This window comes from Streptomyces sp. CMB-StM0423, from assembly GCF_002847285.1.
Taxonomy (GTDB): domain Bacteria; phylum Actinomycetota; class Actinomycetes; order Streptomycetales; family Streptomycetaceae; genus Streptomyces.
In genome coordinates this window covers 2,000,974-2,015,329 of record NZ_CP025407.1, presented here as the reverse complement: position 1 = coordinate 2,015,329, position 14,356 = coordinate 2,000,974, and the positions used below count along the sequence as shown (strand labels likewise).

Genomic DNA, 14,356 nt, shown 5'->3' with positions numbered 1-14,356 from the left:
CCGTTGCGCCGCGCCGTCTGTCCGGGGTCCTTCGACCCCATCACCAACGGGCATCTCGACATCATCGCCCGGGCCTCGAAGCTCTACGACGTCGTGCACGTCGCCGTGATGATCAACAAGTCGAAGAAAGGCATGTTCACCGTCGACGAGCGGATGGACCTCATCCGCGAGTGCACGACGGAGTACGGCAACGTGGAGGTCGAGAGCTTCCACGGCCTCCTCGTGGACTACTGCAAGGAGCGCGACATCCCCGCCATCGTCAAGGGGCTGCGCGCCGTCAGCGACTTCGACTACGAGCTGCAGATGGCCCAGATGAACAACGGCCTGTCGGGCGTGGAGACCCTCTTCGTCCCCACCAACCCGACCTACAGCTTCCTCTCCTCCAGCCTGGTCAAAGAGGTGGCCACCTGGGGCGGCGACGTATCCCACCTCGTACCCCCCGTTGTCAACCGGGCACTTGACGAACGCCTCACCCATTCCTAGCCGGGCGCCGTAGAGTCTTTTCCCATGGACGTGCAGAGAAAGCTCGACGAGATCGCGGAGGCCCTCCAGGGCGCGCGGTCCATGCCCATGTCGGCGTCGTGCGTGGTCAACCGCGCCGAGCTGCTCGGCATGCTGAACGAGGTGCGCGAGGCCCTGCCCGGGTCTCTCGCCCAGGCGCAGCAGTTGCTCGGCGGGCGCGAGCAACTGGTCGAGGAGGCGCGCCGCGAGGCCGAGCAGATCCTCGACGAGGCGCAGAACCGGCGCACCGCGCTGATCTCCGGCACCGAGGTCGCCCGGCACGCCCAGGCCCAGGCCGACCGGATCCTGGGCGAGGCCCGCCAGGAGGCCGAGCAGATCAGCGCCGAGGCCGACGACTACGTCGACAGCAAGCTCGCCAACTTCGAGGTCGTCCTCACCAAGACCATCGGCTCAGTCGACCGCGGCCGGGACAAGCTGCTGGGCCGCGCCCCCGGGTACGACGACCCGCAGGGCTTCGACGCCGGCCAGGACCCGGCGGGCGAGGCGCCCGAGCGCAGCGCCGACCCGCAGGAGCAGCGCAGGCGCGCGGACACGTACGTCGAGGCCCAGTTCCAGGCGTTCCAGTCGGTGCTGACCAAGACCCTGGAGGCGGTCGGCCGCGGCCGCCAGAAGCTCCAGGGCGCGCGGCCCACGGACCAGCTCGGCGAGACCTTCGGGCAGCCGGGCATGGGGCACACGGGCACGACGGACGAGAACTACCTCGCGGAGCTGGCCGAGCTGGCCGACCCGCCCACGGGCCCGGCGCACGCCCCCGGCGCCCCCCAGGACCCCGCGATTCCGCCGCCGCCCGCGCAGCAGCCCCCGCACGCCGTCCCGCAGCCGGCCGCCGCGTACTACGACGCCACCGCCGCGCAGGGCTACGGCCAGGCCGGCTACCCGCAGCCGGAGCAGCCGGACTACCCGCAGGGCTACGGCCAGGGCTACCAGCAGGGCTACGAGCAGCCGGAGCCCGGCTACGGCTGGGCGCAGCAGGCCGGGCAGCAGGAGCAGGCCGCGGCCGGCGCGTACCAGGACGCCGGGCAGCAGATGGCGTACGGCCAGAGCGACGCGCACCTGCCGCAGCAGGGCGGCTACACCCCGGCGCCCGCCGCGCTGGACGAGACGAGCCTCTTCGACACCAGCATGATCGACCTGGAGCAGCTCAGGCAGTACGACGACCGCGGCCGCTGAACCGCCGGGGAGCACCCGGGGGGCCCGGCCGCGGACGGACGCCCGGATTGGGTCTTGGGCCGGGTCTCAAGTATTCTGGACCCTCGCCGTATCGCGCCGCGCCCGTCCCTGCCCGTCATGCGCAGGGTGCACGAAAGCAGGAAAGCCCTGAAAGCCCATCCGGACCACCGCGCCCCTCTCGTGTTCGACACACGGGACCTGGGCCGCCGTCCCGGTACGCTCAAGCGGCTCTCCCGCACCGTGCCGGCGCCCAAGGACCTCGGCAACGAGGTGGTGGGCGTACCGGAGGGCGACCCCGTCGAGCTGGAGCTGCGGCTCGAGTCGGTGATGGAGGGCGTGCTCGTCACGGGCACCGCCCGGGCACGGGCGACGGGCGAGTGCGTAAGGTGTCTGGAGCCGCTCGGGCAGGAGCTCCGAGTGGACATCCAGGAGTTGTACTCCTACCCGGAGACCGACGCCAGGGGCCGAGTGGCCCGCGGTGGCGGCTCCGGCGCGGACGCCGAGGAGGCGGACGCGGAGGAGGGGACGCTGTACCTCGAGGACGACATGTTCGACCTCGAACCGGAGCTGCGCGACGCGGTGGTGCTGGCACTGCCGCTGCAGCCCGTGTGCCGGGAGGACTGCCCGGGCCTGTGCCCCGATTGCGGGGCACGGCTCGCGGACGACCCGGACCACCGGCACGACGTCGTCGACGCCCGGTGGGCGGCGTTGCAGGGACTCGCCGAGACCGTCTCGGACGGCGAGAAGAACGATACGAGCGGCGCTGACGACGGCGCCGGCGAGAAGCAGGAGAAGTAGCCGTGGCCGTTCCGAAGCGGAAGATGTCGCGCAGCAACACGCGCCACCGCCGGTCGCAGTGGAAGGCTGCGGTCCCGCACCTGGTGGCATGTGAGCGCTGCCACGAGCCGAAGCAGCAGCACATCGCATGCCCGAACTGCGGCACGTACAACCGCCGCCAGGTCCTCGAGGTCTGAGCGACGGGGAGAAGGCTCATGTCAGATGCCACTACGCCGCGGAAGGCGCCGGCCGACACAGCCTCGTCCCCCAAGATCCTGGAAGGGCGGCTCGAGTACGAACTCGAGCCCGCCCTTCTGGTGCGCGCCCTCACCCACCGCTCGTTCGCGTACGAGAACGGCGGTCTGCCCACCAATGAGCGGCTCGAGTTCCTCGGGGACTCGGTGCTCGGCCTGGTGGTCACCGACACGCTGTTCCGGGGCCACCCCGACCTGCCAGAGGGCCAGTTGGCCAAGCTGCGGGCCGCGGTGGTCAACTCGCGTGCGCTCGCCGAGGTCAGCCGCGGGCTGGACCTGGGCGCGTTCATCCGGCTCGGCCGGGGCGAGGAGGGCACGGGCGGCCGGGACAAGGCGTCGATCCTCGCGGACACGCTGGAGGCCGTGATCGGCGCGGTCTACCTGGACAAGGGACTGGAGGCGGCGTCGGAGCTGGTGCACCGGCTGTTCGACCCGCTGATCGAGAAGTCCTCGAACCTCGGGGCGGGGCTGGACTGGAAGACGTCGCTGCAGGAGCTGACGGCCGCCAGGGGACTGGGCGTGCCGGAGTACCTGGTCAGCGAGACCGGCCCGGATCACGAGAAGACCTTCACGGCTGCCGCCCGCGTCGGTGGTGTCACGTACGGCACCGGCACCGGCCGCAGCAAGAAGGAAGCGGAGCAGCAGGCGGCGGACACCGCCTGGCGCGCGATCAGCGCGGCCGGGACGGATGGCGGGGCGGGCAGGGGCGCGGCGGGGAGCAACGGCTCCGCGGCCGCGGCACCGGAGCCCGCGCCGGCCGGCGGGGCCCCCGGTGGTCAGCCCGCGTCCGACGGCGCGTCCGCGTCCTCCGGTACGCCCGCGGACGTACCGGAGGCGGCGGACGGTGACGCCGCCGCGGGATCCGCCGGGGCGGCGCAGGCCGCCGACCGGTAGCGCGGCGATGCCGGAGCTGCCGGAGGTCGAGGTGGTGCGCCGCGGCCTGGCGAAGTGGGTCGCGGGCCGCACGGTCGGCTCCGTCGAGGTGCTGCACCCCAGGTCCGTGCGCCGGCACCCCGCGGGCGCCGCCGACTTCGCCGCCCGGCTGACGGGGCACCCGCTCGGGGAGCCGCGGCGGCGCGGCAAGTACCTGTGGCTGCCGCTGGCCGACGGCCCCGAGTCGGTGCTCGCGCACCTGGGCATGAGCGGCCAGTTGCTGGTCCAGCCGGAGGCGGCACCGGACGAGAAGCACCTGCGGATCCGGGTCCGCTTCGCGGACGAGACGGACACGGAGCTGCGCTTCGTCGACCAGCGCACGTTCGGCGGCCTTTCGCTGCACCCGAACGCGGCCGGGGGGCTGCCCGACGTCATCGCGCACATCGCCAGGGACCCGCTGGACCCGGAGTTCGACGACGCGGCGTTCCACGCGGCGCTGCGCCGCAGCCGGACCACGATCAAGCGGGCGCTGCTGAACCAGTCGCTGATCAGCGGCGTCGGCAACATCTACGCGGACGAGGCCCTGTGGCGCGCCCGCCTCCACTACGAGCGCCCCACCGCCGGCCTCACCCGCCCCCGTACCGCGGAACTCCTCGGGCACGTCCGCGCGGTGCTGAACGCCGCGCTCGACGTCGGCGGCACGAGCTTCGACAGCCTGTACGTCAACGTCAACGGCGAGTCCGGCTACTTCGCCCGCTCGCTCGACGCGTACGGCCGCGAGGACGAGCCCTGCCGCCGCTGCGGCACCCCGATCCGCCGCCGCCCGTGGATGAACCGCTCCAGCTACTTCTGCCCGCGCTGCCAGCGCCCGCCGCGCCTCTGACGCGGCAGGACCGCCCGAAAGCCGCGTCTCAGAAGCCGAAGTTCTGCGTCCACCAGGGACCGCCGTCGCCGAAGTGCGCGCCGACGCCCAGGGTGCGGAAGTCGCAGTTCAGTATGTTCGCGCGGTGGCCTTCGCTGTTCATCCAGGCGTCCATCACCGACTGCGCGTTGGCCTGGCCGCGGGCTATGTTCTCGCCGCCGAGGTCGGCTATGCCGTAGTCCTGCGCGCGCTCCCACGGGTCGTTGCCGTCGGGGTCGGTGTGGTCGAAGAAGCCGCGCGCCGCCATGTCCTGGCTGTAGTCGCCGGCCAGCTTCGCCAGCTCCGGGTCGCTCGTGAGCGGGCGGCAGCCCGCCTGCGCGCGCTCCTGGTTGACCAGCCGCAGCACCTCCGCCTCCGCGGCGGTGGTGGCGTCGGCGGTGGCGGTCGGCTTCGCGGAGCGGGTGGGCTCGGAGGTCTCCGTCTTCGTGGGGGAGGGGGACTTCGACTCCGTACGGGACGGGCTCGGGGACTTCGACGACGGGTCCGCGGACCCCGGCTTCTCGCGCTCGGGCGCCGAGGTCGACGGCGAAGCGCTCTTCGACTCCTTGCCGTCCCGGGAGTCCTTGCCGCCGGTCTTCTCCGTCTCCGGGGTCTTGCTCTCCGGCCGCTCCGAGCCGTCGCTCGCGGACGGCGATGCCTCCAGCGTCGGCAGGTCGGAGGAGCCCTGGGTGCTGGGCGCCGGCGGGTCGCCCGCCTGGACGTGCCCGGCGGGACCGCCGCCGCCGCCGCCGCGGTCGAGGTCGAAGCCGTTGCCGAGGACTCCGGAGGCCATCGCCACCGCGCCCACGGCCAGCGCCGCCGACGTACCGAGCATCCCGGCCCTGGCCGGGCTCTGCTTGCGGTGCTGTCCCCGCGACCGGCCGGCGGCATGCGCCTCGCGGTCGCCGTAGGAGTCGTACGAGCCGTACGTGGCGGGCGTGTTCCCGCGGTGGCCTGGCGGGGGCTGCGGCTCCGAGCGTCTGTGGCGGCCCATCAGGCTGACCCCTCACGTCCGACGACAACTTCTCCTGCACACACGCCACTCGCACACACGAGTGATATTGCTGTCGGCAGACTGTACGCCATGCGCCCCCCGGACCGGACGTGCCCGCAGCCACATCGTCCGGATAACGTGCGTCACATGAGTACAGACGTCCGCATGACGGCATGGGTGCGCGGCGTGGTCCAGGGCGTCGGCTTCCGCTGGTTCACCCGCGCCCGCGCGCTGGAGATCGGCGGCCTCAGCGGCTTCGCCGCCAACCTCGCGGACGGCCGGGTCCAGATCGTCGCCGAGGGTCCGCGAGCGCAGTGTCAGGAGTTGCTGGAGTGGCTGCGGTCCGCCGACACGCCGGGCCGCGTCTCCGGTGTGACGGAGATCTGGGACGAGCCGCGCGGCGGATATCACTCATTTGCCATCCGCTGAGCACGCTCCGCCATAAGGGCTGGTCCGACAGGGATGACCAGCGGGTTGCCAATGGTTGCCGGGCGTGCAAAGCTCTCACACCAGACGGGTCCTGCCACCCCCCGCGGCATGCAATTGCACGCGCTGCGCCCGATACGGGGTGTGATCGTGTTGACCGTCAAACTATTTGGTGAGACGCTTGAAGCCCCGCGCACCCTTGCTGTTTGTGCCATGGGCAGACATCGCGGGTGCGAATCCCTCACGACCCACACCGCTCGGTCGGTCACTCAGTGTGGAGGACCTGCAATCATGGCAAAGGCGCTTCTCGGTTACGTCGGCGGTACAGACCCGCGACTCCTCGCCGAGATGCGACGGCTGCAGCAGCGTGTCCAGGATCTGGAGTCGGAGCTCGTCCGCGTCCAGGCCGAGAACGACATGCTCGCCGCCGCCGCTGCTCACAACAGCGAGTCACTGCTCGACGTATCCCAGGCGGAGCCTGCGCTTACCTGACAATCATGCGAGAACCGTCAGGTCTGCACCTCAACCGCTTGAGATAACTGTCAAGGGACGCTTAACCGCGTCCCTTCGTCGTTTCTCCGTCTCTCTTACGGATCCCCCGGCAGGGAACCCACCCCCGGAGCCGGCACCCCCCGGGGGGTGATGCTCCGTATTTGATGTGCCCCGGCGGTTACCCAGTGAAACCGGCTTGCGCGATAGAGTCTCCGGCACATGTTTCGTCGCCGGAGGAGAGCTCGCCAGTGCACTTGAAGGGCCTCACGCTCCGGGGGTTCAAATCCTTCGCCTCCGCCACCACCCTCCGCTTCGGGCCGGGTATCACCTGTGTCGTCGGCCCGAACGGCTCGGGAAAGTCCAACGTGGTGGACGCGCTGTCCTGGGTGATGGGGGAGCAGGGGGCGAAGTCCCTCAGGGGCGGCAAGATGGAGGACGTCATCTTCGCCGGGACCACCGGCCGGCCGCCCCTCGGCCGCGCCGAGGTGTCGCTGACGATCGACAACTCCGACGGCGCGCTGCCCATCGACTACTCCGAAGTGACCATCACCCGGACGATGTTCCGCAGCGGCGGCAGCGAATACCAGCTCAACGGCGACACCTGCCGCCTTCTCGACATCCAGGAACTGCTGTCGGACTCCGGCATCGGCCGCGAGATGCACGTCATCGTCGGCCAGGGCCGGCTCGACTCCGTCCTGCACGCCGATCCCTCGGGCCGCCGCGCCTTCATCGAGGAGGCCGCCGGCGTACTCAAGCACCGCAAGCGCAAGGAGAAGGCGCTGCGCAAGCTGGACGCGATGCAGGCCAACCTCGCCCGCGTCCAGGACCTCAGCGACGAACTGCGCCGCCAGCTCAAGCCGCTGGGCCGGCAGGCCGCCGTCGCCCGCCGGGCCGCCGTCATCCAGGCCGACCTGCGCGACGCCCGGCTCCGGCTGCTCGCCGACGACCTCGTCACCCTGCGCGCGGCCCTCTCCGCCGAGATCGCCGACGAAGCGGCGCTGAAGGAACGCAAGGAAGCCACCGAGGCCGAGCTGACCGCCGCCCGCGCGCGCGAATCGGCCCTGGAGGAGCAGGTACGGGCCCTCACCCCGCGGCTCACCGAGGCGCAGGGCGCCTGGCACGAACTCGGTCAGCTCGCCGAGCGGGTCCGCGGCACCGTCAGCCTCGCCGACGCCCGCGCCAAGCACGCCACCGCCGCCCCCGAGGAGGAGCGCCGCGGCCGTGACCCCGAGGACCTGGAGCGCGAGGCGCAGCGCATCCGCCAGCAGGAGGCCGAGCTCGAAGCCGCCCTGGACGCCGCCGAGCGCGCGCTGGAGGACACCGTCGCCCACCGCGCCGAGCTGGAGCGCGAACTCGCCGCGGAGGAGCGGCGGCTGAAGGACGCCGCCCGCGCCGTCGCCGACCGACGCGAACGGCTCGCCCGGCTCAGCGGCAAGGTCACCGCAGCCCGCGGCCGCGCCGCCTCCGCGCAGGCCGAGATCGACCGGCTGGCCACCGCGCGCGACGAGGCACAGGAGCGCGCCGCGGCCGCGCAGGAGGCGTACGAGACGCTGAAGGCCGAGGTCGACGGGCTGGCCGGGGACGACAGCGAACTGGCCGCGGAGCAGGAGGCGGCGAAGAGCGCCCTCAAGGCCGCCGAGGCCGGGCTGACCGCCGCCCGCGACGAGACCGCCGAGGCCGAGCGCGCCCGCGCCGCCACCACCGCCCGCCGCGACGCGCTCGCCCTCGGCCTGCGCCGCAAGGACGGCACCGGCACCCTGCTCCAGGCCCGTGACAAGCTGACCGGCGTACTCGGCCCGGCCGCGGAACTGCTCACCGTCGCCCCCGGGTACGAGGTCGCCGTCGCCGCCGCGCTCGGCGCCGCCGCCGACGCCCTCGCCGTCTCGGGACCGGCCGCCGCGGCCGACGCGCTGCGGCTGCTGCGCAAGCACGACGCCGGGCGCGCCGCACTGCTCGTCGGCGACGCCCCGTACGAGCCGCGGCCCGACGGCGAACTCCCGCCCGGCGCCCGCCACCTCGCCGCCCTGGTCGCGGGCCCCGACCAACTGCTGCCCGCCGTGCGCCGGCTGCTGGCCCGTACCGTGTACGTCGCCACGCTGGAGGACGCGGAGGACCTCGTCTCCGTCCGGCCCGAGCTGACCGCCGTCACCGCGGAAGGCGACGTCTTCGGCGGCCACTTCGCCCACGGCGGCTCCGCCGGCGCCCCCAGCCTGCTGGAGGTGCAGGCGTCCGTCGACGAGGCGGCGGCCGAGCTGACCGAGCTGGACGCCCGCTGTCTGGTGCTCCGCGACCGGCAGGAGGCCGCCGTCGCCCGGCGCGCCGAGTGCGCCGCGCTCGTCGAGGAACTGGGCGGCCGGCGCAGCGCGGCGGACCGGGAGAGGTCCCGCGTCGCCGGCGAGCTGGGCCGGCTCGGCGGGCAGGCCCGCGCCGCCGCCGGGGAGGCCGAGCGCAGCGCCGCCGCGGCCACCCGCGCCGAGGAGGCCCTGGCCCGTGCGGGGGCGGAGGCGGAGGAGCTGGCGGCGCAGTTGGAGACCGCCGAGGAGGAGGCTGGCGCCGCCGAGGACGGCGACGACGGCTCCGACACCTCCGTACGCGACCGGCTCGCCGCCGACGGCGCCAACGCCCGGCAGACCGAGATGGAGGCCAGGCTCCAGGTCCGTACCCACGAGGAGCGCGTCAAGGGCCTCGCGGGCCGCGCCGACGGGCTCGACCGCGCCGCCCGCGCCGAGCGCGAGGCCCGCACCCGCGCCGAGCGCCGCCGCGCCCGGCTGCGGCATGAGGCGGCAGTCGCCACCGCGGTCGCCGCCGGGGCCCGGCAGCTCCTCGCGCACGTCGAGGTCTCCCTCGCCCGCGCCGAGGAGGAGCGCGCCGCCGCCGAGCGGGCCCGCGCGGAGCGCGAGCAGGAGCTGGGCCGGCAGCGCCGCCTCTCCCGCGAGCTGGCGGGAGAGCTGGACAAGCTGACGGACTCCGTCCACCGCGGCGAGGTGCTGGGCGCCGAGAAGCGGCTGCGCATCGAGCAGTTGGAGGGCCGGGCGCTGGAGGAGCTGGGCGTCGAGCCCACCGACCTCGTGGCGGAGTACGGCCCCGACCAGCTCGTGCCGCCGTCGCTCCCCGCCGAGGGCGAGGAGCTGCCCGAGGACCCGGAGCACCCGCGCAACCGGCCTCGGCCGTACGCGCGCGCCGAGCAGGAGAAGCGGCTGAAGGCCGCGGAGCGCGCCTACACCAGGCTCGGCAAGGTCAACCCGCTGGCGCTGGAGGAGTTCGCGGCGCTGGAGGAGCGGCACAAGTTCCTCACCGAGCAGCTCGACGACCTCAAGCGCACCCGCGCCGACCTGCTCCAGGTGGTCAAGGAGGTCGACGAGCGCGTCGAGCAGGTCTTCACCGACGCCTTCCACGACACCGCCCGCGAGTTCGAGGGCGTCTTCTCCCGCCTCTTCCCCGGCGGCGAGGGCCGGCTGATCCTCACCGACCCTGACGACATGCTGAACACCGGCGTCGAGGTGGAGGCGCGGCCGCCGGGCAAGAAGGTCAAGCGGCTGTCGCTGCTCTCCGGCGGCGAGCGGTCGCTGACGGCGGTCGCGATGCTGGTCGCGATCTTCATGGCCAGGCCGAGCCCGTTCTACGTGATGGACGAGGTCGAGGCCGCTCTGGACGACACCAACCTGCAGCGGCTGGTGCGGCTGATGCAGGAGCTGCAGCACACCTCGCAGCTCATCGTGATCACGCACCAGAAGCGCACGATGGAGGTCGCCGACGTCCTCTACGGCGTCTCGATGCAGGGCGACGGTGTCTCCAAGGTGATCAGCCAGCGGCTCAACTGAGCCGTCCGCCGGTGCGCCCCGTGGGCCGGAAGTGGGCGGGGTGCCGCGAACGCCTCCCGGGAGGGCGATACTGGTGGGCGTTATGGACATCATCCTCATCGTCATCGCCATTGCCGTCGTCGCAGTCCTCGTCGCGGGCGGCCTGGTCGTCGGCTCCCGCCGCCGGAAGCAGGTACCCCCGCCGCCGCCGTCGCCCGGCGCCAGGACCCCCGCCGAGCCGCAGGTCGGCGAGGAGGCGGGGGAGCCCGGCGGGGAGCAGCGCAGGACCATCGAGGAGGTGGACCTGCCCGGCGGGGCCACCGGCACCGTCGTCGCGGAGCCGCCGGCGCCCGCGTCGGAGCTGGAGGTCCCCGAACCGTCGGCGGGCCGTCTCGTCCGGCTGCGCGCCCGGCTCGCCCGCTCGCAGAACTCCCTCGGCAAGGGCCTCCTCGGCCTCCTCTCCCGCGAACACCTCGACGAGGACACCTGGGAGGAGATCGAGGACACGCTGCTGACCGCCGACGTCGGCGTGCAGCCGACGCAGGAGCTGGTGGAGCGGCTGCGCGAGCGCGTCAGGGTCCTCGGTACGCGCACGCCCGAGGAGCTGCGCGCGCTGCTGCGCGAGGAGCTGCTGGCGCTCGTCGGCACGGAGGCCGACCGGTCGCTGAACACCGCCGAGTCCGTCGGCCCCGAGGGCGGCGAGGTGCCGGGCGTCGTGCTGGTCGTCGGCGTGAACGGCACCGGCAAGACCACGACGACCGGCAAGCTCGCCCGGGTGCTGGTCGCCGACGGCAAGTCCGTGGTGCTGGGCGCCGCGGACACCTTCAGGGCCGCCGCCGCGGACCAGCTCCAGACGTGGGGCGAGCGGGTCGGCGCCCGTACCGTACGCGGTCCTGAGGGCGGCGATCCGGCGTCCGTCGCCTTCGACGCGGTGAAGGAGGCCATCGACGAGGGCGCCGACGTGGCGCTCATCGACACCGCGGGGCGGCTGCACACCAAGACCGGGCTCATGGACGAGCTGGGCAAGGTCAAGCGGGTGGTGGAGAAGCACGGGCCGGTCGGCGAGGTGCTGCTCGTGCTGGACGCCACGACCGGGCAGAACGGGCTAGTGCAGGCGCGGGTCTTCGCGGAGGTCGTGGACATCACCGGGCTGGTGCTGACGAAGCTGGACGGCACGGCCAAGGGCGGCATCGTGATCGCCGTGCAGCGGGAGCTGGGTGTGCCGGTCAAGCTGGTGGGCCTGGGGGAGGGCGCGGACGACCTGGCGCCGTTCGAGCCCGGGGCGTTCGTGGACGCGCTGATCGGCGACTGAGCCGCCTGACCGGCACCCGGCCCGCCCGGTCGGCCCGCCGTTCGGGGCGGCCGGTCGCGCCCTACGCCACCGGCGTCCGCCCGTACGCGGGCGTATCCGCCCGTACGCGGGCGCCGGCGTCAGCCCGCGCGCAGCCAGGCGCTCTGCGCGTATGCCAGCGTGCCCAGCAGCAGCCTGGCCGGCGGCGGGCCGCCCGCCGTGTCCAGCGTCGGCGGGCGCAGCCAGCGCACCGGGCCGAGGCCGCGCAGATCGCAGGGCGGGGCGAGCAGATGGTCGCCGCGGCCGAGGCAGCGCAGGTCGAGCCGGGTGCCGTCCCAGCCCATCCGGTACAGCAGCCGGGGCAGCTCGGCGGCGGCGCCGGGGGCGACGAAGAAGTGCGCCCGCCCGTCCGGGGTCGCGCAGACCGGGCCGAGCGGCAGCCCCAGGCGCTCCAGCCGGGGCAGCGCGCGCCGCCCGGCGACGGCGCTGACCTCCAGGGCGTCGAACGACGGGCCCACAGGCAGCAGCACCGCGGCCCCGGGCGTGCCCGCCCAGGCGTCCGTCACCTCGTCCAGCGGGGTGCCCGCGGGGACGGGGCGGGCGTCCGGCAGCGGGTGCTCGCCGGGGGCGGGGCAGGCGGCGCCCCGCGCGCACGAGCAGACGCGCCCGCCGCCGGGGCCGCGCACCAGCGGCGCGCCCGGCAGCACATCCCAGCCCCACAGCCCGGTGTACTCCGCCACCGCCGTCGCCGCGTGTCCGGCGGACGTACGGGCGCGCCGGACGGATCCGATGTCGCGTCGGCCGCGGATGCCGCCGATCGGGAAACCCATGCCCCCTCCAACTGCTCGCCGGTGCGGTCGGTCACTCCGCACGCCTCACTCACAGCAGTTTGCTGGTAACACTGTGTTGTCGGGGAGGTGTATCCGGGGTGTGATGGCGCGCCAGGGGGTAGCGTGGCCCGCGGCGCGCGCCCTGCCGGGCGTCACCTCGCCCGCTGCGGTGCCGTCCCTCGTCAAGTCAACCGCGTGTCAGCGCCGCCGTGTTCACTCGTAGGGGTGGCGAATGGTGGCGTTTCCGGGATCGCACTCGCGAAACGGTGATCGTAGGATTACTTTCGGTGCCAGCGGCGGCGGCATGCGACAGGTGGATATGCCAACGGCAGGAATTCCCACCGGGCTTCGGGGGCTTCGGTTCCGGGGATAATCCGGGGCGTACCACGACGGCCGAGGCGGGATGGGGGCGTTGGAGTTGGACGGCACGGGCGGCAGCCGGACCGGTGCCACCGGCGCGGGCAAGAGCCCCAACAAGGAACTCACTTCGTGGTTCCTGCGCAGCGGGTGGTCCAAGGGCGAGCTGGCCAGGCAGGTCAACCGCAGGGCCCGCCAGCTCGGCGCACACCACATCAGCACCGACACCTCCCGGGTCCGCCGCTGGCTCGACGGCGAGCAGCCGCGCGAGCCGATCCCGCGGATCCTCTCCGACCTGTTCTCCGAGCGCTTCGGCTGCGTCGTCGGCGTCGACCAGCTCGGACTGCACGCCGCGCGCCCCCGCCCCGCCGTCTCCGGCGTCGACCTGCCGTGGAATGCCGCGGAGACCGTCGAGCACATCAGCGAGTTCTCGCGCAGCGACCTCATGCTCGCCCGCCGCGGCTTCCTCGGCGCCTCGCTGAACATCGCCGCCGGCCCCGTCCTCGTCGAGCCCATGCAGCGCTGGCTGGCGCAGCCCCCCGCCCCCGGCGGCCCCCCGGCCCCGGGGCCCGCCCCGGCCGCCGCCTCCGCCCCCGCCACGCCCGCCGGCGCCCCGTCCTACGCCCTCTCCGGCCCCGAGCTGGCGCTGCTGGAGACCACCACCGCCAAGTTCCGCCAGTGGGACGCCCAGTGCGGCGGCGGGCTGCGCCGCAAGGCCGTCGTCGGGCAGTTGCACGAGATCACCGACCTGCTGCAGGAGCCGCATCCGCCCGCGGTCGCCGAGCGGCTGTTCCGTATCACCGCCGAACTCTCCCAGCTCGCCGGCTGGATGAGCTACGACGTGGGCCTCCAGCCCACCGCGCAGAAGTACTTCGTCCTCGCCCTGCACGCCGCCAGGGAGGCCGGCGACCGGCCGCTCGGCGCGTACGCGCTGTCCAGCATGGCCCGCCAGATGATCCACCTCGGCCGCGCCGACGACGCCCTGGAGCTGATCCACCTCGCCCAGTACGGCAGCCGCGACAGCGCCACGTCCCGTACCCAGTCGATGCTGTATGCGATGGAGGCGCGCGCGTACGCCAACCTCGGCCGCCCGGACCGCTGCCACCGGGCCGTCCGCATGGCCGAGGACTGCTTCGAGGAGATCGACCCCGGCGGCTCCGAGCCCGACTGGATCCGCTTCTTCTCCGAGGCCGAACTCAACAGCGAGAACGCCCACTCCTACCGCGACCTCGCTTATGTCGCGGGCCGCAGCCCCACCTACGCCGCCCTCGCCCGGCCCGTCATGGCGCGCGCCGTCGAGCTGTTCGCCGCCGACGCCGAGCGGCGCCGCTCGTACGCGCTGAACCTCGTCGGCCTCGCCACCGTCCACCTGCTGGAGGAGGATCCCCGGCAGTGCGCCCTGTCCGCGGGCGAGGCGCTGACCGTCGCCCGGCAGGTGCGCTCCGAGCGGGTCAACACCCGGCTGCGCAAGACCGTCGACAGCGCCCTGCGCCGGTACGGCGCCGTGGGCGAGGTCGCCGACCTCGCCGACCGGCTCGCCCGCGAACTGCCGGAGACCGTGGAAGCCGCCGGCTGACTCGAACCCGCGGCTCCCCGGCACCCGGCCACCCTGGCCCGTCCCCCGGACGGGCCGCCCCCGTGGTGCGTGCGAGAGTAACCCCGCCCGCCC

The 14,356-nt window shown here is 73.7% G+C and carries 13 protein-coding genes; 11 read left to right on the top strand and 2 right to left on the bottom strand.

The features are described 5' to 3' along the window. Window positions 1–3 precede the first annotated feature (3 nt). From coaD to mutM, 6 genes are all read left to right on the top strand, one after another. On the top strand, window positions 4–483 hold the full coding sequence (coaD, locus tag CXR04_RS08400) for a pantetheine-phosphate adenylyltransferase (protein WP_101426261.1): 480 nt from the start codon (window positions 4–6) through the stop codon (window positions 481–483). 24 nt (window positions 484–507) lie between these two features. Then, window positions 508–1,692: an ATP synthase F0 subunit B gene (locus CXR04_RS08395; RefSeq protein ID WP_101421232.1), complete on the top strand. Its 1,185-nt coding sequence runs from the start codon at window positions 508–510 to the stop codon at window positions 1,690–1,692. 117 nt (window positions 1,693–1,809) lie between these two features. Then, window positions 1,810–2,490: a YceD family protein gene (locus CXR04_RS08390; RefSeq protein WP_199850418.1), complete on the top strand. Its 681-nt coding sequence runs from the start codon at window positions 1,810–1,812 to the stop codon at window positions 2,488–2,490. Window positions 2,491–2,492: 2 nt separating this feature from the next. Then, on the top strand, window positions 2,493–2,666 hold the full coding sequence (gene rpmF / locus CXR04_RS08385; RefSeq protein WP_018844671.1) for a 50S ribosomal protein L32: 174 nt from the start codon (window positions 2,493–2,495) through the stop codon (window positions 2,664–2,666). 18 nt (window positions 2,667–2,684) lie between these two features. Beyond that, window positions 2,685–3,617, top strand: coding sequence for a ribonuclease III (gene rnc, locus CXR04_RS08380; protein ID WP_101421230.1), 933 nt, complete (start codon window positions 2,685–2,687; stop codon window positions 3,615–3,617). Window positions 3,618–3,624: 7 nt separating this feature from the next. Then, window positions 3,625–4,479, top strand: a complete 855-nt coding sequence (mutM, locus tag CXR04_RS08375; protein ID WP_101426260.1) for a bifunctional DNA-formamidopyrimidine glycosylase/DNA-(apurinic or apyrimidinic site) lyase — start codon at window positions 3,625–3,627, stop codon at window positions 4,477–4,479. A gap of 28 nt (window positions 4,480–4,507) precedes the next feature. On the opposite strand, the gene CXR04_RS08370 is transcribed toward mutM, so the two are convergent. Continuing rightward, the gene (locus CXR04_RS08370; protein WP_101421229.1) at window positions 4,508–5,491 is read right to left on the bottom strand and encodes a CAP domain-containing protein; all 984 of its coding nucleotides are present in this window, start codon (window positions 5,489–5,491) and stop codon (window positions 4,508–4,510) included. Between the two features lie 147 nt (window positions 5,492–5,638). Here CXR04_RS08370 and CXR04_RS08365 point away from each other — a divergent pair, with 147 nt between their 5' ends. The 4 genes from CXR04_RS08365 (at window position 5,639) to ftsY (ending at window position 11,521) form a co-directional block, all read left to right on the top strand. Next, window positions 5,639–5,920: an acylphosphatase gene (locus CXR04_RS08365; protein ID WP_047018320.1), complete on the top strand. Its 282-nt coding sequence runs from the start codon at window positions 5,639–5,641 to the stop codon at window positions 5,918–5,920. 288 nt (window positions 5,921–6,208) lie between these two features. Further along, window positions 6,209–6,409, top strand: a complete 201-nt coding sequence (locus CXR04_RS08360) for a hypothetical protein (protein ID WP_018839639.1) — start codon at window positions 6,209–6,211, stop codon at window positions 6,407–6,409. Between the two features lie 248 nt (window positions 6,410–6,657). Further along, the gene (smc, locus tag CXR04_RS08355; protein ID WP_101421228.1) at window positions 6,658–10,230 is read left to right on the top strand and encodes a chromosome segregation protein SMC; all 3,573 of its coding nucleotides are present in this window, start codon (window positions 6,658–6,660) and stop codon (window positions 10,228–10,230) included. A gap of 82 nt (window positions 10,231–10,312) precedes the next feature. Then, window positions 10,313–11,521: a signal recognition particle-docking protein FtsY gene (gene ftsY / locus CXR04_RS08350; protein ID WP_101421227.1), complete on the top strand. Its 1,209-nt coding sequence runs from the start codon at window positions 10,313–10,315 to the stop codon at window positions 11,519–11,521. A gap of 119 nt (window positions 11,522–11,640) precedes the next feature. On the opposite strand, the gene CXR04_RS08345 is transcribed toward ftsY, so the two are convergent. Beyond that, a complete protein-coding gene (locus tag CXR04_RS08345; RefSeq protein WP_101421226.1) occupies window positions 11,641–12,330 on the bottom strand; it encodes a bifunctional DNA primase/polymerase in 690 nt (229 codons plus the stop codon). Window positions 12,331–12,733: 403 nt separating this feature from the next. On the opposite strand from CXR04_RS08345, the gene nsdA reads away from it, so the two are divergent. Beyond that, the gene (gene nsdA / locus CXR04_RS08340; RefSeq protein WP_101421225.1) at window positions 12,734–14,263 is read left to right on the top strand and encodes a transcriptional repressor NsdA; all 1,530 of its coding nucleotides are present in this window, start codon (window positions 12,734–12,736) and stop codon (window positions 14,261–14,263) included. Window positions 14,264–14,356: the final 93 nt, after the last annotated feature.

What these genes read in the sequence shown, in the direction of transcription:
- CXR04_RS08370 (WP_101421229.1), bottom strand. Translation starts at nt 5,491, where the DNA reads ATGGGCCGCCACAGACGCTCGGAGCCGCAGCCCCCGCCAGGCCACCGC.
- ftsY (WP_101421227.1), top strand. Translation starts at nt 10,313, where the DNA reads ATGGACATCATCCTCATCGTCATCGCCATTGCCGTCGTCGCAGTCCTC.
- CXR04_RS08360 (WP_018839639.1), top strand. Translation starts at nt 6,209, where the DNA reads ATGGCAAAGGCGCTTCTCGGTTACGTCGGCGGTACAGACCCGCGACTC.
- CXR04_RS08395 (WP_101421232.1), top strand. Translation starts at nt 508, where the DNA reads ATGGACGTGCAGAGAAAGCTCGACGAGATCGCGGAGGCCCTCCAGGGC.
- mutM (WP_101426260.1), top strand. Translation starts at nt 3,625, where the DNA reads ATGCCGGAGCTGCCGGAGGTCGAGGTGGTGCGCCGCGGCCTGGCGAAG.
- CXR04_RS08365 (WP_047018320.1), top strand. Translation starts at nt 5,639, where the DNA reads ATGAGTACAGACGTCCGCATGACGGCATGGGTGCGCGGCGTGGTCCAG.
- rnc (WP_101421230.1), top strand. Translation starts at nt 2,685, where the DNA reads ATGTCAGATGCCACTACGCCGCGGAAGGCGCCGGCCGACACAGCCTCG.
- CXR04_RS08390 (WP_199850418.1), top strand. Translation starts at nt 1,810, where the DNA reads ATGCGCAGGGTGCACGAAAGCAGGAAAGCCCTGAAAGCCCATCCGGAC.
- nsdA (WP_101421225.1), top strand. Translation starts at nt 12,734, where the DNA reads ATGGGGGCGTTGGAGTTGGACGGCACGGGCGGCAGCCGGACCGGTGCC.
- CXR04_RS08345 (WP_101421226.1), bottom strand. Translation starts at nt 12,330, where the DNA reads ATGGGTTTCCCGATCGGCGGCATCCGCGGCCGACGCGACATCGGATCC.